This is a genomic window from Deltaproteobacteria bacterium (assembly GCA_026129095.1).
Classification (GTDB): Bacteria; JAGRBM01; JAGRBM01; order JAGRBM01; family JAHCIT01; genus JAHCIT01.
The window spans coordinates 129,632-149,523 of sequence record JAHCIT010000005.1 but is presented as its reverse complement, the minus strand read 5'-3'; the positions used below and the strand labels follow the sequence as shown (position 1 = coordinate 149,523).

The 19,892-nt window shown below is 62.3% G+C and carries 17 protein-coding genes and 1 tRNA gene; 13 read left to right on the top strand and 5 right to left on the bottom strand.

Annotated features, from left to right (window positions below; genetic code table 11):
* Positions 1 to 82: 82 nt before the first annotated feature.
* Positions 83 to 1,105, bottom strand: a complete 1,023-nt coding sequence (locus KIT79_08855) for an NAD-dependent epimerase/dehydratase family protein (GenBank protein MCW5829409.1) — start codon at positions 1,103 to 1,105, stop codon at positions 83 to 85.
* A gap of 211 nt (positions 1,106 to 1,316) precedes the next feature.
* Here KIT79_08855 and KIT79_08850 point away from each other — a divergent pair, with 211 nt between their 5' ends.
* The 4 genes from KIT79_08850 to infC all read left to right on the top strand — a co-directional run bounded on the left by KIT79_08850 (position 1,317) and on the right by infC (position 4,316).
* Complete coding sequence (locus KIT79_08850; GenBank protein MCW5829408.1) at positions 1,317 to 1,598, top strand: (2Fe-2S)-binding protein; 282 nt, start codon at positions 1,317 to 1,319, stop codon at positions 1,596 to 1,598.
* A 118-nt stretch (positions 1,599 to 1,716) separates the two neighbouring features.
* Positions 1,717 to 1,791, top strand: a tRNA-Val gene (locus KIT79_08845).
* A gap of 81 nt (positions 1,792 to 1,872) precedes the next feature.
* On the top strand, positions 1,873 to 3,660 hold the full coding sequence (thrS, locus tag KIT79_08840) for a threonine--tRNA ligase (GenBank protein MCW5829407.1): 1,788 nt from the start codon (positions 1,873 to 1,875) through the stop codon (positions 3,658 to 3,660).
* Positions 3,661 to 3,665: 5 nt separating this feature from the next.
* Positions 3,666 to 4,316 (top strand): translation initiation factor IF-3, encoded by a 651-nt coding sequence (infC, locus tag KIT79_08835; GenBank protein ID MCW5829406.1) that lies wholly within the window; start codon positions 3,666 to 3,668, stop codon positions 4,314 to 4,316.
* 10 nt (positions 4,317 to 4,326) lie between these two features.
* On the opposite strand, the gene KIT79_08830 is transcribed toward infC, so the two are convergent.
* Positions 4,327 to 5,010, bottom strand: a complete 684-nt coding sequence (locus KIT79_08830) for a glycosyltransferase (protein MCW5829405.1) — start codon at positions 5,008 to 5,010, stop codon at positions 4,327 to 4,329.
* Positions 5,011 to 5,120: 110 nt separating this feature from the next.
* On the opposite strand from KIT79_08830, the gene KIT79_08825 reads away from it, so the two are divergent.
* Positions 5,121 to 6,161: an NAD-dependent epimerase/dehydratase family protein gene (locus KIT79_08825; GenBank protein MCW5829404.1), complete on the top strand. Its 1,041-nt coding sequence runs from the start codon at positions 5,121 to 5,123 to the stop codon at positions 6,159 to 6,161.
* An 8-nt stretch (positions 6,162 to 6,169) separates the two neighbouring features.
* Here the strand turns inward: KIT79_08825 and KIT79_08820 are convergent, their stop codons facing one another.
* Positions 6,170 to 7,147, bottom strand: a complete 978-nt coding sequence (locus KIT79_08820; protein ID MCW5829403.1) for a calcium/sodium antiporter — start codon at positions 7,145 to 7,147, stop codon at positions 6,170 to 6,172.
* Positions 7,148 to 7,789: 642 nt separating this feature from the next.
* Here KIT79_08820 and KIT79_08815 point away from each other — a divergent pair.
* The 7 genes from KIT79_08815 to KIT79_08785 all read left to right on the top strand — a co-directional run bounded on the left by KIT79_08815 (position 7,790) and on the right by KIT79_08785 (position 16,416).
* The gene (locus KIT79_08815; protein ID MCW5829402.1) at positions 7,790 to 8,239 is read left to right on the top strand and encodes a Rieske (2Fe-2S) protein; all 450 of its coding nucleotides are present in this window, start codon (positions 7,790 to 7,792) and stop codon (positions 8,237 to 8,239) included.
* A gap of 234 nt (positions 8,240 to 8,473) precedes the next feature.
* Positions 8,474 to 9,142: a cytochrome b N-terminal domain-containing protein gene (locus KIT79_08810; GenBank protein ID MCW5829401.1), complete on the top strand. Its 669-nt coding sequence runs from the start codon at positions 8,474 to 8,476 to the stop codon at positions 9,140 to 9,142.
* 279 nt (positions 9,143 to 9,421) lie between these two features.
* Positions 9,422 to 10,168, top strand: a complete 747-nt coding sequence (locus tag KIT79_08805) for a cytochrome C (protein ID MCW5829400.1) — start codon at positions 9,422 to 9,424, stop codon at positions 10,166 to 10,168.
* A gap of 60 nt (positions 10,169 to 10,228) precedes the next feature.
* Positions 10,229 to 13,312 (top strand): c-type cytochrome, encoded by a 3,084-nt coding sequence (locus KIT79_08800; GenBank protein ID MCW5829399.1) that lies wholly within the window; start codon positions 10,229 to 10,231, stop codon positions 13,310 to 13,312.
* Positions 13,313 to 13,464: 152 nt separating this feature from the next.
* The gene (locus tag KIT79_08795) at positions 13,465 to 14,460 is read left to right on the top strand and encodes a ferritin-like domain-containing protein (protein ID MCW5829398.1); all 996 of its coding nucleotides are present in this window, start codon (positions 13,465 to 13,467) and stop codon (positions 14,458 to 14,460) included.
* 34 nt (positions 14,461 to 14,494) lie between these two features.
* Positions 14,495 to 15,316: a sterol desaturase family protein gene (locus tag KIT79_08790; protein MCW5829397.1), complete on the top strand. Its 822-nt coding sequence runs from the start codon at positions 14,495 to 14,497 to the stop codon at positions 15,314 to 15,316.
* Between the two features lie 50 nt (positions 15,317 to 15,366).
* Positions 15,367 to 16,416 carry a hypothetical protein gene (locus KIT79_08785; GenBank protein ID MCW5829396.1) on the top strand — a complete coding sequence of 350 codons (1,050 nt, stop codon included), beginning with the start codon at positions 15,367 to 15,369 and terminating at the stop codon, positions 16,414 to 16,416.
* 16 nt (positions 16,417 to 16,432) lie between these two features.
* Here KIT79_08785 and KIT79_08780 read toward each other — a convergent pair whose 3' ends face one another.
* Entirely contained in the window at positions 16,433 to 17,533 is a 1,101-nt protein-coding gene (locus KIT79_08780; protein ID MCW5829395.1) for a response regulator, read from the bottom strand.
* A gap of 128 nt (positions 17,534 to 17,661) precedes the next feature.
* On the opposite strand from KIT79_08780, the gene KIT79_08775 reads away from it, so the two are divergent.
* Positions 17,662 to 18,348, top strand: coding sequence for an HAD family phosphatase (locus KIT79_08775; GenBank protein ID MCW5829394.1), 687 nt, complete (start codon positions 17,662 to 17,664; stop codon positions 18,346 to 18,348).
* A 7-nt stretch (positions 18,349 to 18,355) separates the two neighbouring features.
* Here KIT79_08775 and dacB read toward each other — a convergent pair whose 3' ends face one another.
* Positions 18,356 to 19,834, bottom strand: coding sequence for a D-alanyl-D-alanine carboxypeptidase/D-alanyl-D-alanine-endopeptidase (dacB, locus tag KIT79_08770; protein ID MCW5829393.1), 1,479 nt, complete (start codon positions 19,832 to 19,834; stop codon positions 18,356 to 18,358).
* Between the last annotated feature and the right edge of the window lie 58 nt (positions 19,835 to 19,892).

Here is a 19,892-nt window from a genome sequence, read left to right as displayed (position 1 = left end):
CTATAGTGGGGCCGCCGCCGGTCCTTCGACAAGCTGGCGGTTTCCAGAGGCCTGTGCCGGCGGGCGCGGCAGGCCTCGCCTGCTACCGGCGGTACTGCTTCAGGAACTTCTTGTTCGTGATGTACCCGTTCTCGGCGTACCAGTCGACAGCGCGGCGGATGGACTCCTCGATGGGCCGGGGAGAATAGCCCAGTTCCCGCCGGGACTTGGCATTGTCATAGTAAAGGTAGCTCTTGGCGTACCGGAGCGCACTGCCTGCAAAGAGCGGCGGCTTGCGGGTCACGGTGTCGGCCCGGTACTCCATCCAGTCGGCGACCGGAATGATGACGTTGATCGGAAGCCGCCGGGGCTTGAACTCGGCGCCGGTGACGCGGGCGATAACGTTGAAGAACTCCTTCATCTCGACGTTCTGGTTGGAGAGGATGTAACGCTCCCCCTTCTTTCCTTTTTCCTCGGCGAGGACGTGGCCGCGGGCGACATCCTCCACGTCCACGACATTGAACCCGGCGTCGAAGTAGAAGGTGTTCTTGCCGTTCACGATATCGAGCAGGATCTGTCCCGTCGGGGTCGGGGCAATGTCGCGTGCGCCGAACGGAAAGGCGGGGTTGCAGAAAACAATATCGAGGCCGTTGTTGGCGAACGTCTTGGCCTCCTCCTCCGACAGCCACTTGGAATAGACGTAGTCGTTGGCGTGGCCCATCTTGTTGAAGGTATCGGTTTCGTTGCTCGGTTCCTTGTTCCCGCGTACGCCGACGGCGGCGATACTGGACGTATAGACAACGCGCTCGACGTTCCCCTTGAGCGCGGCCCACAGGAGGTTCAGCGAACCCACGCAGTTCACCTCGTACATCTTCTCGCGGCGGGGAAGCCAGATCGCGTAGACGGCGGCGAGATGGAATACCCGGTCCACGCCCTCCATCGCCTTGCGGACGGCGGCAGGATCCAGCACGTTCGCCTCGATTTTTTCCACGTCGAGACCTTCGAGGTTCTTGGTGTTCTCGCCCGGCATGATCATCGCCTTCACCTGCCGGTTCTTCGCCAGCAGTTCGCGTACGACATGCGATCCGATGAATCCGGCCGCGCCGGTAACGAGTGTCTTGCCCATTTTGTGCCTGCTCCTTCGGTGCCTGTGCGGGTGAGGCCGGTTCAGAAAATCCCGCCCGCCCGTCCTGCGGCACTACTAACCAATCGGTCGGTAAAGTCCAACGGGTGTTTGGGGGAAGAACGGGCTTTGCGGGACATTATCGTTGCCCTTTGTTCCGCTTGCCGGGTTAGGATGCGCGCCAGCTTCCGGACGCGAGCAGGAAAGGCCGCCCATGCCCACAGTCACCTTCGTCACCGATGGCAAGACCGTCGAGGCTCCAAAGGGGCCCCTCATGGATGTTTGCGAGGCGAACCAGGTTTCGCTCCCGTTCGGCTGCAAGGTGGGCACCTGCGGCACCTGTACCGTGAAAGTCCTGAAGGGCATGGAGATGCTTTCGAAGGTCAACCTGTTCGAGCGGAACCGCCTTGGTGACAGCAGGGTGCGCGAGGGCTGCCGCCTTGCCTGCCAGTCGGAAATCGTCGCTGACGGCGAACTGGTGGTCGAGAACGGCTAGCGGGGCCCTTATTCCCCGGCCCGTCTTGACGCTCCGCGCCGGTCCCTCTACGTTGTCCGCCCCGCTGGCAGTCCGCATGGCTGCGGAACCGGCGGATGTTGGCAAAACCGGTCCATACAGGCGCATAGCTCAGGGGTAGAGCGCTACCTTGACACGGTAGAGGTCGGCGGTTCGAGACCGCCTGCGCCTACCAATTTCCGGTCCGGCTTCGGCCCGGAAGCCGGCGGGATACGACACAGGAGTAACGCACGGGGTATACAGGCCCCGTTTTTCCATGGGCAAGGACAAGGCAACGACCGGAGTGCTCACCGACGGGCGTCAGGTGGACTACACGACCCCCGAGGGCCTCGAAATCCTGCGCCACTCGACCTCGCACCTGCTGGCGCAGGCGGCGAGCGAACTGTTCCCCGGCATCCAGATCACCATCGGCCCGGCCATCGATACCGGCTTCTACTACGATTTCGGCTACGAGCGGCAGTTCACGCCCGAAGACCTGGAAAAGATGGAGCAGCGGATGCGGGAGATCATCACCCGCAACGACCCGATCCAGCGGCGCGAGCTTTCCCGCGAGGACGCGATCCGGCTCTTTGAGGGCCTCAAGCAGCATTTCAAGGTGGAAATCATCAGGGGAATCCCCGAGGGCGAAATTATCAGCGCCTACTCGCAGGGGGAGTTCATTGATCTGTGCACCGGCCCGCATGTGAAATCGACGGGTGAGCTCCGGGCCCTCAAGCTCCTGAAGCTCGCTGGCGCCTACTGGCGCGGCGACGAGAAGAACCCGATGCTCCAGCGGGTGTACGGCACCGCCTTCGCGACGGAAAAAGAACTGAAGGACTGGCTCCAGAGGCTTGAAGAAGCCGAAAAACGCGACCACCGGAAACTGGGAAAGGAACTCGATCTCTTTTCGATCCAGCCCGATGGTGCGGGGCCGGGGCTCATTTTCTGGCATCCGAACGGTGCGATGATCCGCAAGCTGCTGGAGGACTACCTGAAAGACCTTTGCCAGCAGTCGGGCTACGATTTCGTTTATTCGCCGCATGTGGGCCATCTGAACCTGTGGAACACGTCGGGCCATACTAACTTCTATGCCGAGAACATGTTCCGCCCGATGGAGGTCGAGGACGAGCAGTACCAGCTGAAGCCGATGAACTGTCCGTTCCACGTGCTGATCTTCCGCTCGCAGCCCAAGAGCTTCCGCGACCTTCCGGTGCGCTATGCCGAGCTGGGTACTGTTTACCGCTACGAGCGGAGTGGCGTGCTGCACGGCCTCATGCGGGTGCGCGGCTTTACCCAGGATGACGCGCACATCTTCTGCCGCGAGGACCAGATCGCCGGCGAGGTCAACGCGATCCTGGACCTGATGACCCAGGTGCTCAGCACGTTCGGGTTCAATGATTTCGAGGTGAACCTTTCGACGCGGCCGGAGAAATACGTGGGCGAGCTGGCCGTCTGGAACAAGGCCGAGGCGGCGCTGAGGGAAGTGCTCGAAAAGCGCGGCCTCAGGTATCTGGTGGACGAGGGCGGCGGCGCATTTTACGGGCCCAAGATTGACATTAAAATCAGGGACTCCATCGGCCGCCAGTGGCAGTGCTCGACCGTGCAGGTCGATTTCAACCTGCCGGAGCGTTTTCAGCTGGAATACACCGATTCGGGCGGCGCAAAGGTCCGCCCGATCATGATACACAGGGCCATTTACGGCTCGATCGAGCGGTTCTTCGGCATCCTCGTGGAGCACTACGCGGGGGCGTTCCCGTTCTGGCTCGCGCCGGTGCAGGTACTGGTAGCCACGATCACCGACGCCCAGGCGGACTACGCCCAGACTGTGTTGAAGAAACTCAAGGAAGCAGGTATAAGGGCAGAAGCCGACCTGCGTAACGAAAAGCTGGGTTTCAAGGTCCGGGAGGCGCAGGTCCGCAAGATACCGTTCGTCCTCGTCACCGGCGACAAGGAAATGGCCGAGGGCAAGGTCGCCCCCCGTGGCCGCGGGAAAATCCAGCTTGACACCCAGAGCGTTGATGAGTTCATTTTATTCTGCCGCGCCGAAGCCGCGGCCCGGAGGTAGTTCCTATCCTTCCACGTGATTTTCGAGGCCGGGTTGTGCGCCCCAACTCGGACGAACCCCGCAAGAACGAACAGATCCGGATCCCGGAGATCCGCGTCGTCGGCGAAGCCGGCGAGCCGCTTGGCCTCATGTCGCCGCGCGAGGCGCTGGCCCTCGCCCGTGAAAAGGGGCTGGATCTGGTCGAGGTTTCACCCACCGCGCAGCCGCCCGTCTGCAAGATCATGGACTATGGGAAGTTCAAATATCTTCAGAAGAAGAAGCAGCACGAAGCGAAGATGCACCAGCATCACGTCGAGATCAAAGAGGTCAAGCTCCGCCCCAAGATCGCCGATCATGACTATCAGGTGAAGCTGGGCAATGCGCGCCGGTTCATTGAGGAACGGAACAAGGTCAAGGTGACGATCATGTTCAGCGGCCGCGAGATGCAGCATCCGGAGTTCGGCCACCGCCTGATCCAGCGCATGATTGAAGATCTGAAGGAGACCGCCACCGTCGAGCATCAGGCGAAGATGGAAGGCCGCAACCTGTTCATGATCGTGGCCCCGCTGCCCGGCAAGCCGGATGCGAAAGCCAAGGCCAAGGCGAAACCAAAACCTGCGGCCGATGCGGGTGCGAAGGCGGAACAGAAGCCGGCAAAAACACCCGCTGCGGAGTAGCTCAGGCGGGCTATTTCCGCCGGAGCAGCTTCAGGTACCCGGCGATGGTTCTTGCCGTCGGCAGCTTGCTTGGCCCCTCTTTCAGATCATACCGGTAGCTGACCGGCACTTCAGCGGCGGCGGCCCCGCCGGAGAGCATCACCATCAGCAGTTCTGCGTTCGTTTCGAAGCCATCCGTCGTGAGCGCCTTTTCATCCACCGACGCAAGCATCCCTGCCCGGTAGACGCGGGCGAAAAGCGAATAATCAGACACGCCCGCCGTGTCCGCCCGCCAGGCGCACAGGCGGTTGACGGCGGCGCTTTGCAGCCGCCGCCGGAGAGGGAACCCGGTCACCTGCGAGCCGGGCAGGTACCGGCTTCCGGCCACGATATCCGCGCCACCGTCAATCAGTGGCAGGGCGGCGGCAATAAAGGAAGGGTCGCAGGTGCCGTCTCCTTCGGTAAACACGATCCGGTCGTCCGGAGCGGCCGTCCGGGCGAACCGGATGAGTTCACGCAGGATGGCGCCGATTCCGCGATGCGGGAACTCCAGCACCCGTACCGGGTACTGGCCGGAAAGGGCCTGCGCCTGCCTGACAGTCGAATCCGTGGAGCCATCGTCCAGCAGGACGATCGAGAACGGGTGTCCGGTGGCCGAGAGCGCGGCGGCCGTGGTTTCGATAAACCGTGCGACGGCGCACTCCTCGTTGAACACAGGTGCGAGACAATGGATATGGGCAGTTGGCGAGGGCAGACATAGCCTCCGTTTGGAATGTTCAGGCGGCAGGATAGTATACCGGAAACGGCTTTTCTGACGGGAGCGGCATGCACGTTCTGATTACCGGCGGTGCGGGCTTCATCGGGTCGAACCTGGCCCGGCGGTTCATCGCCCGCGGCGCCCGGGTGACGCTGATCGACAACCACTCGCGCGCACGCCTTCTGGGGGATGGGAGGCCGGGCGCACCGGACCCCGGCCGCTGGCGCGGGCTGGACCGGGTGGAGGGAATCCGGGTCGTGGATGGAGATGTGTGCGATGCGGCCCGGCTGCTCGCGGGGCTTCCAGCCGTTTCCGCCACGATTCACTGTGCCGGACAGGTGGGGATCGGCGCCAGCCTGGCGGACCCGGTTGAAGACGCCCGGAACAACGTGATCGGGACGGTCGCTCTCATTGAGGCGCTGGCCGGACGGGACGACCGGGGTCCATTGGTGCTGTTTTCGTCCAACAAGGTTTATGGCGATGCGGTGAACCGGTTTGTCGCCGAACTGCCAGGTGGCCGTCTGGGGCTCACGGGCCGGTGGGAGCAGGGAATTTCGGAACTGTTCCCGGTGGCCGATTCAGGCCTCACGCCCTACGGCTGCTCGAAACGGGCGGCGGAGGGATACGTTCTGGACGGATCGCGGCGTCACGGTTTCAGGGGCCATGTGCTCCGCTGCTCGTGCATTTACGGGCCCGGCCAGTCAGGCGTGGAGGATCAGGGGTGGGTGAGTCATGTCGTCCGGTCCCGGTCGGGAGGCCGTCCGGTCCGCGTGTTTGGTGACGGCCGGCAGGTGCGGGACTTGCTGCATGTGGACGATGCCTGCGCCCTGGTGGAGCTGCTGGTGACCCGTGATGTTCCGGGCGGCATCTGGAATGCCGGCGGTGGCCCCGGTTTCGCCCGCTCGTTCCTGGACGTGGTGAACCACCCGTCACTGGATGCAGCGCCCGCCGCGAATCTGGAGTTTCATCCTCCACGGATGTTCGACCAGCGGGTTTACGTGACCGACTCCGCCAGGCTTCGTGAAGCGGTTGGCTGGCAGCCGGCCGTCAGTCCCGACGCCGGGATTTCGGGGCTGGTGGCGGAGTGCTCCCGGCCATCGCATCCGTGACCGCCCGGCTATTTCAGCTGTTCGATGACGCCGTGGAGAAGCCAGGCCGTATAGGCGATGTAGGCGCCCAGAAGGGCGCCGCCTTCAAACCGGTTGATGCGGCCCGGCCCCCGGAAACCGTAGCCAAACAGGAACAGGGATATCGTGAGGGCTCCCATGGTCAGGATGTCCCGTTCATATAGATCCGGGCTTATCGCGCCGGGCTGGATCACGCCGGCGATTCCCGCGACCGCCAGGGTATTGAACAGGTTGGAACCCAGGACATTCCCGAAGGCGATATCCGGCTCGTTCTTCCGGATGGCAGCGATGGAAGAAGCGAGTTCCGGTAGTGACGTTCCGATGGCCACGATAGTCAGTCCGATCACCAGATCGCTCAGGCCAAGGGTTCTGGCGATTTCCACGGCCCCCCAGACCAGAAGCCGGCAACTGGCGATAAGAAGTGCCAGTCCCGCCACAAGCCTGAGGATCGCCGGACCGGGCCCCAGAGGACGGGCCTCCAGTTCTCCTTCCATTTCGCTGCCGAGCGAATCGGACCGGTGCCGGAGGGCTTGCAGAACGCTCCACACCACCAGTACTCCGAACACGGCGAGAAGCACCCCTGCGTCTGTCCGGGAAAGTTCCCGGTCATGGAGCTGCCAGGCAGCCAGTGCCGTTACGGCGGCAAGGACCGGGAGTTCCGAACGCAGGATGCGGGAGTGTACGGCAACAGGGGCTACGAGGGCCGTCACTCCCAGTATCAGGGCGATGTTGACTATGTTGGAGCCGTAGGCATTTCCGAGTGCAATTCCGGGGCTTCCCTGGATCGCCGACAGGGCCGACACCAGCATCTCCGGAGCGGAAGTGCCAAAGCCGACAATGACCATGCCGATCAGCAGAGGCGGCATCCCAAGATAACGGGCTGTCAGGGAGGCCCCGTCCACAAAGAGCCCTGCGCTCCATCCAAGAATTGCCAGTCCCGATACAACCGCAAAAACTGAAAGCACCATGGGACCGGCAGCCTAGCCGGAACAGGCCCCGGTGCGAGGGGAAACCAGGGGAAATTTCTCGCGTGCCGGGATTTTCCAATAGGCACCCCGCATCCCCTGCGAGAGGACAGCCGGTGTCGACTGTGGACTGTATACGATTTTTGTTGGGGGGCACTTGGCTAGGTTGCCCGTTTGTGGCTAGAACGTAGCCCGTGCCAGCACCGGAGCGCTCTGCAGGTTATCCGGTAAGGCACCGGAAACTCCCGTGAATTGGGCCGGAAAGGCCGGGTTCGGGGGAGGCCGAAAATGGTCGGTTTCAGGCCGTCCGGTCCGGAGCAACGCCGTTTCCTTTGGTGGCGCAGCGGGACTTGGGATTTTCAGGCGTGAAAACGATGGGGGAGCCTCAGTTCGCCGATGGACGACGCACGAAAGAAAGAACTCCTCGAAAAGTTCAATAAGCTCCGGACCGAAGGGCCCAAGCCCAAGGCTGCCAAAGCCGAGGCGCCCAAGCCGGCCCCCAAGGCCACCGCACCGGCGGCTCCCGCCGGCCCGGTCCCGACCCGCAAGCCCAAGCCGGAAGTGGTCGTGGGCCTCCCGCCCGACAAGCTGACCGAAAACCACATCTGGGGGCTGGCGCTCACCAAGCGCAACCTGCTGAACCTGATGGGCTGGGGCGCCATCGGCGGCGTGCTCCAGATCAGCATCGCGGCCATCCACCGCTTCCTGTTCCCGCGTGTTCTCTTCGAGCCGGTCAAGACCTTCAAGGCCGGCTATCCGGAGGAGTACCCGAAGGGGACCATCTCCACGAAATACCAGGGCGACCAGAAGGTCTGGATTGCACATCTGGATGAAGGGATCGTGGCGATTTCGACCATCTGCACCCATCTGGGCTGCACACCCCGGTGGCTGGCGGCCGAGGACAAGTTCAAGTGCCCGTGTCACGGGTCCGGATTTACCCGCGAGGGGATCCACTTCGAGGGACCGGCACCGCGCCCGCTGGAGCGGTACCGGATCCAGAAGGCCGAAGACGGACGGCTCCTCATCGACAAGAGCATCATTTACCGGTGGGAAAAGGGCGAGTGGGGCAAGCCGGGATCGGTGTTCATAGCCTGACGGCCGGAAGCTGGCGGCATCAGGTATCGGAATTTTCGAGCGTTTCGGGAGAGAGCAGAAGTGGCAGAAGAAAAGAACGAGCAGGGCAAGCCGGAGGCGGGCGACACGCCGAAGCCGCTGGCGCCTGATACACGGTCAGGGGCCGCGAAGGCCGCGGACGAGGTGTTCAACTCCCAGGTCTGGAAGAGCGCGTTCCGGCACGGTTACGCCGATACCGGCCGTAACCGCCAGCTCATGATCCTGGGCAACGTGTGGCTGCACCTGCATCCGCCGAAGATGCGCCGTCATGCCGTGCGCGTGAAGTTCACCTGGTGCATGGGCGGGATCACATTCCTGCTGTTCCTCGTCCTGACGATCACCGGTGTGGTGCTGATGTTTTACTACCGCCCGACCGGCGAATACGCCTACATCGACATGAAATACCTGATGCACGACGTCCCGTTCGGCGCCGTCGTCCGGAACATGCACCGATGGGGCGCGCACGCGATGGTCATTACGGTCATGCTTCACATGTTCCGTGTCTTCATGACCGGTTCCTACAAGCCGCCGCGCGAGTTCAACTGGATTGTCGGCGTGCTGCTGATCACCTTCACACTCCTCCTGTCGTTCACCGGATACCTGCTTCCGTGGGACCAGCTCGCCATCTGGGCCATCACCGTGGCCTCGAACATGGCCCGGGCGACGCCGCTGCTCGGACAGGCGGGCCCGTTCGCCGAGCAGCTTGGCATTGGGAGCCGCTATGACGCCGCCACGGTCATGCTGGGCGGCACGATCGTGGCGCCGGCGACACTGCTCCGGTTCTACATCCTGCACTGCCTGGTGGTTCCCATCGCGGCAGCGCTTCTCATGATCCTTCACTTCTGGCGGATCCGGAAGGACGGGGGCATCTCGGGTCCGCTCTGATCGCAGGGCGGTCCAGACGGGAGATCCCCGGACGGGCGGGATCACAAGGAAACAGGGACGATGGCAGACGAAAAAGACAGCAAGCCCAAAGGGGCCGAGATGGACCTGGAAGCGGCCAAGGCCGCCGCCCGTGCCCGCGCCATGCGCGCCCGTGCGGCGATCGCCGCACGGCCCGTGACTCCGCTGGCCGCCGAGCCCGGCACCCTTCGCCCGGTGGAGTCGCAGACGCCCCCCGCACAGAACGTGTATGTGGTTGATGACGAGGAACTGTCGCGCCAGATGGCCAAGGACCGCATCTATGTGTGGCCCTATCTGGTCCGGGCGGAGTTCATCGCGACGCTGGCAACGCTGGTCATCCTGATGCTGTGGTCGCTGGTGGTGGATGCGCCGCTGGAAGAGCCTGCCAACCCCAGCAAGACGCCGAATCCGTCGAAAGCGCCCTGGTATTTCCTCGGCCTGCAGGAGATGCTCGTCTACTTCGATCCGTGGCTTGCGGGCGTGATCTTCCCCGGTTTCATCATCGCCGGGCTGATGGTGCTTCCGTACGTCGATGTGAACCCGAAGGGTAACGGTTACTACTGTTACGAGGAACGGAAGTTCGCCATCAACACCTTCCTGTTCGGATACGTGGTGCTGTGGATCGCGCTCATCATCATCGGCGTGTTCCTCCGGGGCCCCGGCTGGAACTTCTTCCTGCCATGGGAGCCGTGGGATTCGCACAAGGTCGTGGCACTGACGAACGTGAACCTGGTGGATCTCGGATTCATCAAGAGTATCTCGCCTCACATCAAGGTAATGGGGGTTGATCTCGTTGGCGCCCTGTTCCTCGCGGCCTTCTATGCGACCGGTGTGGCGTACTGGCAGCTTTACAAGGACAAGTCGCCCACGCTGCAGAAGATGGGGGTCGCGAGGTACGGCGTAACCGCCTTCTTCTTCCTGACGATGATGCTGCTGCCGCTCAAGATGGTGATGCGGTGGACGCTGCATGTGAAATACATCTGGGTGACACCCTGGTTCAACGTCTGAGCCGGAGACGTGGCAGGACGCCGTTGAGAGACTGATTTCGGAACGGGGAGCAAAACGCCTGTGGCAAAGCCGGTTGAACAAGAGTCGCTGAAAGTACCGTTCTTCGCGTTGTCGGTGCTGATGCTGCTGATCGCATCGTGGTCGCTGCTGGACGAGTTCGTCCTGCGCCGGGACTGGAAGGTCTACCAGCGCGAGTTCAAGACGCTCGAACTGGACCGCGCGGCCAGGGAACTGGAAGAAACCCGCAAGGCCCTGATCCACGGCGAGTTCCCCGAAAGCTGGCCCGAGGAAGAGATCGAAAAGGCCAGGCAGTTCCCGCCGCTCGCCGAAATCGAGAAGGAACTGGCCGCCGCATGGGCCAAGGTCGATCGCAGCCGTCTCTCGAAGATCGAAAGCAGCATTACGGCGACCCAGCGCCGGGAGTATCTGGCCAATATCGAGTTCCAGAACGCCAAGTCCGAGGATCTGGAATGGTGGTACCACTTCACGCACGCTCTTGATCTGGGTGACGCCAAGGGCCTTGAGCATGCCCGCAAGCGTCTGGACGAGATCGCCGCTGCGATTGAGCGGACGGGCGGCATCCTGCGGGGCATCCGCGCCGAGCTTGAAAAGCTCGCTGCCGAGCGTGCCGAAATCATGTCTGATGTGGACAAGTGGCAGCAGATGCATGTTCGCGTGAGCGACCGGATCGGCGAGGTCCAGTCGCGTTACGACCGCATTCACCGCCGTTCGAAGGGGGTCTTCTGGTGGTTCTTCGGCGATGACGACGTCGTCCAGTACGTAATCCGCGGGACGCGGCTCAACGAGTTTAACGAGCAGCAGTATGCCGTGGACCGGTGCTCGACCTGCCACTACGCCATTGACAAGCTGGGCTGGGAGAAGGAAGAGAAGAAACTCTTCCGGTCGCACCCGCACATGGAAGCGATCTTCGGTGATCATCCGCCCGAGCAGTTCGGCTGCACCTCCTGCCACCAGGGACAGGGTTATGCTCTGGAGCCGGTGGACGAGGCTCATGGCACGATTCACTACTGGGACTGGCCGCTGCTTGGCCGCAAGCGGCTGCCTGACGGGTACCACTACGATTCCCACTATGACCCGACGATGGTCCAGTCGTCGTGTGTCAAGTGCCACAAGACCGAGCTCCAGGTCGCCAGCCGTGCGCCCGATCCATGGACCGGCATTCCGTACCAGAAATACATTGATTACGCCCAGGAGCTGAACAACGGACGCGAGTCGTTCGAGAAGCTGGGCTGCTGGGGTTGCCACCAGGCGAAGGGGTTCGAGGTTCTTGATGAACTGGGCCACAAGCCGGGGCCGAGCCTGACCCGTATTCAGGCCAAGACGACGCCCGAATGGCTGTATGCCTGGATCAAGGATCCCCACAAGATCCTGCCCAAGACGCGGATGCCCTACTTCCAGGATTACGGCGCCGATCCCGCATCGCCTGATTACGAGGAACAGCGCGAGTACGAGATCAAGTCGCTGGTGGCGTTCATCTGGAGCCAGGCTGACGATGCCTACCCGGCCAAAAACAGCGACAATCGCGCAGAGTCATGGTTCACGGCTGGCAGTGCGGGCAAGGGCGAGAAGCTGTTTGATTCCATTGGCTGCAAGGCCTGCCATGTGGCGACCTCCGACTTCGCCAATGCGCGCCCGGCCGGGTACTACGATCGGGACAGCCCCTTCTACAAGGAGTTTGACAGCGCGCCGAACCTCTACACGGTCGGGAGCAAGGTCAACGCCAAGTGGCTCTATCACTGGCTCAAGAACCCGTCAGGCTATTCGCACGAAACGGCCATGCCGTCGCTGCGGCTTTCCGACGACGAGGCCCGGGATCTCACCACGTTCCTGATGGGCAAGCGCGAGATGGAGTTCCCGGCAGTGGACGGCCTTGCCGAGGCGCTGTCGAACGAGGAGATGATCGCCAAGGGCGAGTGGATCGTCCGGAATTACGGCTGCTTCGGCTGCCACACGATCAAGGGTTTCGAGAACGAGCAGAAGGTCGCGCCGGAACTGACCGAGTTTGCGCTCAAGGGCGCGCACGAGCTGGCGTTCGGACCGGCGACCCAGGTCGAGCGGACTTGGGAATCCTGGTTCCTCGGGAAGGTCCAGAACCCCCGTGGTTACCGTGACGAGCGGAACCTCCAGAAGATGCCGCAGTTCGGCTACAACCCGGAGACTGGCGAGCACGGATTTACGGACGATCAGGCCCACCGCCTGATGGTGCTGGTCAAGGGTTTCACCAATATCCGGGTCACCGGTCAGTGGCAGGCCGGCGGCACGGCCCGGCAGCAGGCGATCGACGAGGGCCAGCGGCTGGTCGAGTATTACAACTGCAAGGCCTGTCATATCGTGGACCGCCGTGGCGGCCGTGTGCTGGGGTACTATGAGGATAACCAGCGGCTCGGCCCGCCGGACCTCACCTTCCTCGGCGCCAAGGTCCAGGCGGACTGGCTGACCAGGTTCCTGCTGAATCCGTTTGAAGTCCGCCCGTGGCTGGAGATCCGGATGCCGACGTTCGGCTGGCAGGAGGGCGAGCACTTCAAGGTGGTCAACTATTTCAGCGGTGTTGCAGGCGATCTGGCCAACCTGACGCCAACCGAAGTGGGCCCGCTCGATCCGGCGAGCGTGGCGCTCGGCAAGCAGGTGTTCGAGCGGAACGCCTGCACGAGCTGCCACCAGGTCAATCCCAAGATCGTGAAGGGGCAGGTGGGACAGCTCGCTCCCGACCTCCGGATCGCCTGGGAGAAACTCAAGCCCGACTGGGTCCAGCGGTTCGCCCGGAACCCGATGCACATGTACCCGGGTATCGTGATGCCCTCGTTCTGGTCGTTCCCCCAGACTGAGGACGGACTCACCATCTATGACCCGGCCAGGGCCAGCCCGGATGAAGCCGAGCAGATCATCCAGAACTGGAAGGAAATAAAGGGTGTTTCCGACTGGCTGCTGGTCTACGGGCGCGAGGCCCAGGTCAAGGGCGCCGTCGGTTCGACATTCAATGCGAACCTGGCCGCCGCCCGCGCCGGGCAGCTTCCGCCAGCTGCCTATCAGCCGGTTACGGGTATTCCCGGCCAGGAACCCTCCTACGGTCCGTCCGGTGAGGCAGGCGGCGATGAAGGCGGAGACGACGGGTTCGGGTTCTAGGGCTTCGTAAAATCCCGTCCAAAGCCCGGAAACCGGCCACTTCAGGGTGGCCGGTTTTCATTTGTCCCGTCCGGGTCATCCGGTCACAATGTCAGGACTTACAGACCGAACGGCCCTCCAAGCCGCTCCGTTGCCAGAACGGGAGTTTTGTCATGACGCCTCCGGAAACCGCTGCCCAGGAACTGCCGCTTCACGAGGAGATCGAGCGGGTTCTCAGCAAGTACGACACCCTTTACAACTGGAACTACGAGGTCCAGGTGCGTGAGCTGCGCGAACTTTATGAAAAGGCCAAGCGCGACCAGTGGGAGTCGGGCGAGACGCTCAAGTGGGACACCAGCGTCGATCCCGAGTCCGAGAACAATCCCGACGCCATGCATGCGCTCTACAATACCGACATCTGGCGCAGGCTGTCGGAAAAGGAGATCCGCAAGCTCCGCCACCACTCGGGTTCATGGTCGCTTTCGCAGTTTTTGCACGGGGAGCAGGGCGCGCTGCTGACGGCTTCCCAGCTCGTTACGGCCGTGCCCAGCATTGACGCCAAGTTCTACGCCTCGACGCAGGTGATGGACGAGGCCCGGCATGTGGAGGTGTTCGCCAGATACCTGAACGAGAAGTACGAACTCACCTACCCCATCTCGCCGCACCTGAAGAAACTGCTCGATTCGATCCTCACCGAGTCCCGGTGGGACTTCAAGTACGTGGGGATGCAGATACTCGTCGAGGGGCTGGCGCTCGCCGCCTTCCAGATGACGTACAACTTCACCCGCGAACCGCTGGTGAAGGATCTCACCCACTACGTGATGAAGGACGAATCCCGCCATGTGGCCTTCGGAGTCCTGTCGCTGAAGGGCTACTACGACGACATGGCGGCGAGCGAGCTGCGCGACCGCGAGGACTGGATCTACGAGGCCTGTATCCTGATGCGCGACCGGTTCCTGATGCAGGAGGTCTGGGAGACGCTGGGATATCCCAAGGAGGAGTGCCTGGAGCACATGCTCAACTCCCCGGCCATGAAGGAGTTCAGGAAAATCCTTTTTTCCAAGATCGTACCGAACCTGAAGCGCGTGGGCCTGCTGACGCCCAAGCTGCGCGAGCGGTTCCGGGAGCTCGACATCCTCAAGTTCGAGGACTGGGAAGCGACGGCCTGAAAACCTCCATCTGGAACCGGCCGGATGGCCGCCCATGAAAGATATCCTGGCCCCGCTGCTTACAAGCCCCCTGCGTGACGTCTACGCCTGGGGGCTTGGTCTTTTCGGGCTGGCGATACTCGTGGAGTGGCTCTGGAGCCGCAAATGCCGGCCCGGCCTCTACGACCCTGCGGACACCTTTGCCAACCTGTCTCTCTATGCGGGCTACTTCCTGATCAATCTGGTTTGGGTGCCAGTGCTGCTCCGGATCTATCTGTGGGCGGCGGAGCGCCCGGTCATCCAGTTGTGGACACCCGGCTGGACGTTCGGGAGCAGCAGCTTCCGGTGGGAATGGCTGCTCCTGTTCATCGCAGAAGACTTCTGTTTCTACTGGTTTCACCGGACCAGCCATCACGTGGGGTGGCTCTGGGCTTCTCATATTACCCATCATTCGTCGCAGCACTTCAACCTGAGCGTCGCCTTGCGCCAGACCTGGGTTCCCATGACCGCCATGATCTTCTGGCTGCCGCTGGTATTCCTCGGCTTCGACCCCCTGATGGTCCTGTTCGCGCAGGCAGCGAGCCTTTTCTACCAGTCATGGCTCCATACGCAGGTTCCGCTGAATCTGGGCCCGCTGGAATGGGTCCTCAACACCCCCCGGCACCACAAGGTTCACCATGGCGAGAACAGCCCTTACCTGAACCGGAACTTCGGCGGCGTGCTGATCGTCTGGGACCGGCTGTTCGGGAGCTTCGCCCGGGAGACCTCCGACCCGGTCCGTTTCGGGATTGGCGCAGGCCGTCCGGTCAACAATCCGGTTCATGCCGCATTCGATGAGTGGATAAGCTGGTTCCGGCGGGTCTTCAGATCCGCATAGCCTGAACAGGCCGGTAGCCGCTGATGACGGCCCGGCAGGAGAGATCGCATATGAAAGCATCCAGTATCAGCCACCGGTTCATCCGCCGGCTCCTGCCGCCAGCCGTCGTGTTATGCCTGACCGCCTGCACCAACCTGTTCGCGCAGGCCATATCCGACCAGATGGTCAACAATCTGCTGGCACTGGAAAGCTACCGTGCCCAGATCGCCGAAACGGGTCTCATCCAGACGGATCCGAAGGCGAAGGTCGTCCGGAAGGTCGTCTACCAGAAACCCTGGAAGGTCCGGTCGGAAGTTCTCGAACCCGGAAGCCGGGCGGGCGACCTGTTCATCTATGACGGAGAGACGATGATCTTCTGGTACCCGAACGAGCTGTTCGGTATCCGGGTCCGGGGCCTCGAAAACCCGCCCGTCCCGCAGATCCGTGACCATGTGGAACTTCTCACCCGCTACAACATGAAAAACTACGCCTGGCAGATGCGGGAACCCTTGAAGATTGCCGGTTACGAGGCGACCCCATGGAAGGCAGTCCCGATGGAAAAACTGGACTACCTCTATCCGTATGTCTCGTCAGTGTATAACCGTTATTCACTTCCACTGAAGGTCGAAATCACCACTCCGAAAGGGGAACTCTGGTACCGCATGGAGTTTGAGAAGGCGGGATTTGATGTCGCCCTGGAGCCCGGTGATTTCACCTTCGAGTTCCCCCGGAACGCCGTCGTCTTCGAGTGGGACCACCGCGACGAGGGAATTACCATGGAAGAGGCGAAGGCGACCATGAACTTCGACATACGCCTGCCGGAATATCTCCCGCCGGGTGTGGAACAGAAAAAGATCATCCGGTCGAAACACTGCCTGCCGATGGTTTCGTTCATCATGGGCAGGGATGCCAGCTACCTGTCACTGACCCAGAACCGGGCGGCGGGCGACATCACGCCACAGATGCTCGGCAAGAAGGTCCGGATCGGCGACCGGGACGGGTACCTCAATTTCAACGGCAGCTTCGCTTCGGTCATGTGGATCCAGGGGAACACCCAGCTCACGCTGGTCGGGAACTACCCTTACCCGGAGCTGATTCGCATCGCCCGGAGCGTGAAGTAGGTTTCCGTAAGCCCTGCTAGCGTTTCTTCATCTCGAACCGGCCCAGCGAAAGCACGGTCATCACCAGCTGGCGCCGGTCGAACGGCTTGGCGAGAAATGCATCGGCCTTGAGGTTTCCGAGGACGATTTCGCGGTTTACCTCCGTGTCGGAACCGCTCAGGACCAGTATCTTCGTGCCCTTCGTTTTCTCGTGCTCCTTCAGCTTTTCGCACGCCTCGAAGCCGTTCATCCCCGGCATGGCGAGGTCCAGGATGATGAGGTCGGGCGAATCCTTGAGCGCCCGGCGGAAACCTTCCTGGCCGTCGCGTGCCGTGATGATTTCCGCATCCACGTTGGCGAGGGCAAACTTGACCAGCATGTGGATGTTCGAGTCGTCGTCAATATGAAGAATAAGGGGCTTGCGCGCCGTGACGAACCGGTCGGCCTTCCGGAGCGCGTCGCTGAAGGCGCGGGAGACGGCCCCTTCCAGGTTGTCGTCGATCCACTGGCGGAGCCGGGGTGTCTGCTCGACATCTGTGTAGATGATCCGGACCACTGCCTTGAAGCTCTGGAGACGGCGCAGGTACTCGAGAACCCCCTCCAGCGGGCGGAAGGTGTCGGGCCGGTCGGAGCCGATAGCGTCGATGAGCTTGCGGACCTGCTCGTGAGAGAAATGCTCAAGCTTGCCGAGCCTTGACCCCAGGGCGAGGGAGTTCGACCACCGCGCAATCAGGGCTCCCTTGTGGGAACGGAGTTCGGCGGCCACGGGGCGGTCATCCAGGGCAACGGCAATCTGGCTGAACAGTTCGGCCATGCCGATCTGGAACTGGTCGAAAAAGGCGTCATAGGGGATATCGACCGTCTGTTCCGGTGCCGTCACGTCCCGGCGGAACTTGAATACGCCCCGGCGGAACTGGATCAGGTTGTAGGCCACGTCGCGGCCCTTGCGGGTTCCGCTGACGGCGTGAACCATCCGGCCGCCGTCGAAGTAGAACTTGGCCACCCGCTCGTCATCCCAGATGGCGACCTCGACCTTGGCCTTGGTCTGGCAGACCGGTTCCACGATTTCGAGAATCGAGCCATCCTCGATCATGCCGAGGAGTTCGTTTGGGTCTGACGTCTTGGTGACAATGGCCATACGGGTTTGGGACAGTATATTGCCCAAGCAACGGCCCAGTGCAATGGGAACATGGCTTGCTCCGGGTTCCGTTTCACAGCATATCCCTCTCTAGACTGCCCGCCGGGTGTGCTACGCTCACGGCGCTTATGGCCATTCCCGACTACCCGCAGGCCCGGATTGTTTTCTGCGATCTCGATAACACCCTGTATGGCGGCACGATGGGAATCGATATCGCCCGGCACCTGCTGAGCGGCCTGAAGGCGCTGAAGATCATCCCGCGTCTGACCGCGACGATGGCGATGTACCTGGCAGGCCGGGCCCAGATGGACGACTTTATCCAGGCATCCAGCGCCGCCTTCAGGGGCGAGGACAAGATTTCGGGATATGCCCGTGTCCGCGAGGGAACCCGCCGCCATTGCCTGCACAAGATCTACGTGGAAACCGAGGCCGCGCTGCGGCTCTACAGCGGCCGGGGTGTCCCGGTGGTGGTGATGGGGACGGCACCGCAACCTGCCGTCGAGATGATCGCGGAGGCGGTTGGCGCCACCCGGGCCGTTGGGACCGAAATGGAAATAGACGCGCAGGGCCGGATGACCGACCGGCCCATTCGCCCGGTCCCCCACGGCAATGGGAAGCTGGAAATTGTCAAAAAGGTTTGCGGCGAGCTCGGCATACCGCTTTCGGATGCAGTTTATCTGGGCGATTCGCCGGCTGATGCGGCCGTGCTGTCCGAAGTGGGATTCCCGATCTGCATCAATCCGCGCGGAGAGCTGAACGACATCGCCCGCGCGCGTTCATGGCCTGTTCACAGTACCAGCCGTACGAGAGGGTAGGCGCCGCTCAGGGCGCCTGCTCCAGCGTGTAGAAGTCCATCATCTGCATCATCAGGCGGTCCTGCTGGGCTTCGATGTCGCCGAGCGCGCCGGGGCCGTTGACGAAAAAGACGTATCCGATGGGCTTTGACCCCAGCGGGAACATGTAACCGGCGAGGGTCGTCACCCCATCAAGCAGCCCCGTCTTGCCCCGGATACGCTGCGCGACCTTGGGGTTTCTCAGCCGGCGGCGGATGGTGCCGTCTGTCTGGGCCACCGGCAGCGAGGCCGCGTATTCGGGGAATATCTCCGCGTTGTGAAACACCCAGTCCAGAACCTTCCCGAGCTGCCGGGCGGTCATCTGGTTCTTCCGGGCGAGCCCGGAGCCGTCGTAAATCTCCACCTGACCCGGATTGAGGCCGATATCGGCGGCGAACTCCTTCACCACTTCCAGCCCCTTGGCCGTGGTGCCGGGCTCGCCCTTCTGCTGGGCCCCCAGTGTCTTGAGCAGCATCTCCGCAACAAAGTTGTTCGAGTGCTTGTTCAGGTAGCGGATGACCTCGGAAAGCGGCGGACCGGTGAACGTCTGGACTATCTGAGCGCCCTCCGGCGTCGCTGCCACCCGTACCGTGCCGCCAAACTTCACGCCCTCGCGCTCCAGGAACTCCTTGAGCAGATGGCCTGCGTAGAGAGCCGGGTCGGGCACCTGCTTGTAGAAACGCTTGGCCGCGAGGCTTGACGGAATGGAGCCTTTCACCTGCATGACTGGTCTGGCGGCCGTGCCGATGCGGCTGGCGACCAGCGTCAGGGGAGCCCTGGGGCCGCCGGTGGTTGCAGTGCTGTCTACCCGGACGAACCGGGTGACCGGTTCCATGTAGACGAGGGCCGGATCGCCCATTTTTTCACCCGGAACGGCGACACCCGTGAAACTGTTGAAATTGATGCTGACGGCCGATGTCGCGGCCACGTAGCTCCGGTCGCTGTTGTCGGCCATCGCTCCCCAGGCTGGGTTCAGCAGCTCGTTATCGAAATAGGTCGCATCCACGACCAGATCGCCCGTGACCTCCTGAAAAAGGCGGTTCCGGATGTCGGCGGCAATGAGGAGCAGGCGCTCGGTAATCAGGGCCGGGTCACCGTAACCCTTGAGGTAAAGGTTCCCCTCGATTTTCCTTTTGCTTGCCGGCTTGTCAGCAAAGAGCTTCGTTTCCCACTGGTAGCCGAGACCGAGGCGGTCCAGCGCCGCCGCACCTGTCAGCAGCTTCAGGGTCGAGGCCGGAATCCGCATTTCATCGCACTGGGCGCAGGCGAGCACACGGCCAGTGGGGAGTTCCTCGGCGTAAAAGCTCCAGCGGGTCTGTCCGATGGGTTTCCCGCTGAACTCCTTCCGGGCGACTTCGGTCCAGTTGGGCTCGGGAACGGCAACCGGTTTTGGGCTTTCCTGGGCAAGACTGACGCCTGAGACAAGAAGCGCAACGGTTATGGCAGCAGGAAGAAGAACCTTTCTCATCGGAAGTCACTGTAGCGATTGCTCCCCGGCGGGTCCAGAAATAGACTCGTTTCAAGTG

Coding starts and splice junctions, on each gene's coding strand:
- KIT79_08785 (MCW5829396.1), top strand. CDS start 15,367: ATGAAAGCATCCAGTATCAGCCACCGGTTCATCCGCCGGCTCCTGCCG.
- KIT79_08815 (MCW5829402.1), top strand. CDS start 7,790: ATGGGCTGGGGCGCCATCGGCGGCGTGCTCCAGATCAGCATCGCGGCC.
- KIT79_08810 (MCW5829401.1), top strand. CDS start 8,474: ATGATCCTGGGCAACGTGTGGCTGCACCTGCATCCGCCGAAGATGCGC.
- KIT79_08850 (MCW5829408.1), top strand. CDS start 1,317: ATGCCCACAGTCACCTTCGTCACCGATGGCAAGACCGTCGAGGCTCCA.
- KIT79_08780 (MCW5829395.1), bottom strand. CDS start 17,533: ATGGCCATTGTCACCAAGACGTCAGACCCAAACGAACTCCTCGGCATG.
- KIT79_08825 (MCW5829404.1), top strand. CDS start 5,121: ATGCACGTTCTGATTACCGGCGGTGCGGGCTTCATCGGGTCGAACCTG.
- thrS (MCW5829407.1), top strand. CDS start 1,873: ATGGGCAAGGACAAGGCAACGACCGGAGTGCTCACCGACGGGCGTCAG.
- KIT79_08855 (MCW5829409.1), bottom strand. CDS start 1,105: ATGGGCAAGACACTCGTTACCGGCGCGGCCGGATTCATCGGATCGCAT.
- KIT79_08790 (MCW5829397.1), top strand. CDS start 14,495: ATGAAAGATATCCTGGCCCCGCTGCTTACAAGCCCCCTGCGTGACGTC.
- KIT79_08795 (MCW5829398.1), top strand. CDS start 13,465: ATGACGCCTCCGGAAACCGCTGCCCAGGAACTGCCGCTTCACGAGGAG.
- KIT79_08805 (MCW5829400.1), top strand. CDS start 9,422: ATGGCCAAGGACCGCATCTATGTGTGGCCCTATCTGGTCCGGGCGGAG.
- KIT79_08775 (MCW5829394.1), top strand. CDS start 17,662: ATGGCCATTCCCGACTACCCGCAGGCCCGGATTGTTTTCTGCGATCTC.
- dacB (MCW5829393.1), bottom strand. CDS start 19,834: ATGAGAAAGGTTCTTCTTCCTGCTGCCATAACCGTTGCGCTTCTTGTC.
- KIT79_08820 (MCW5829403.1), bottom strand. CDS start 7,147: ATGGTGCTTTCAGTTTTTGCGGTTGTATCGGGACTGGCAATTCTTGGA.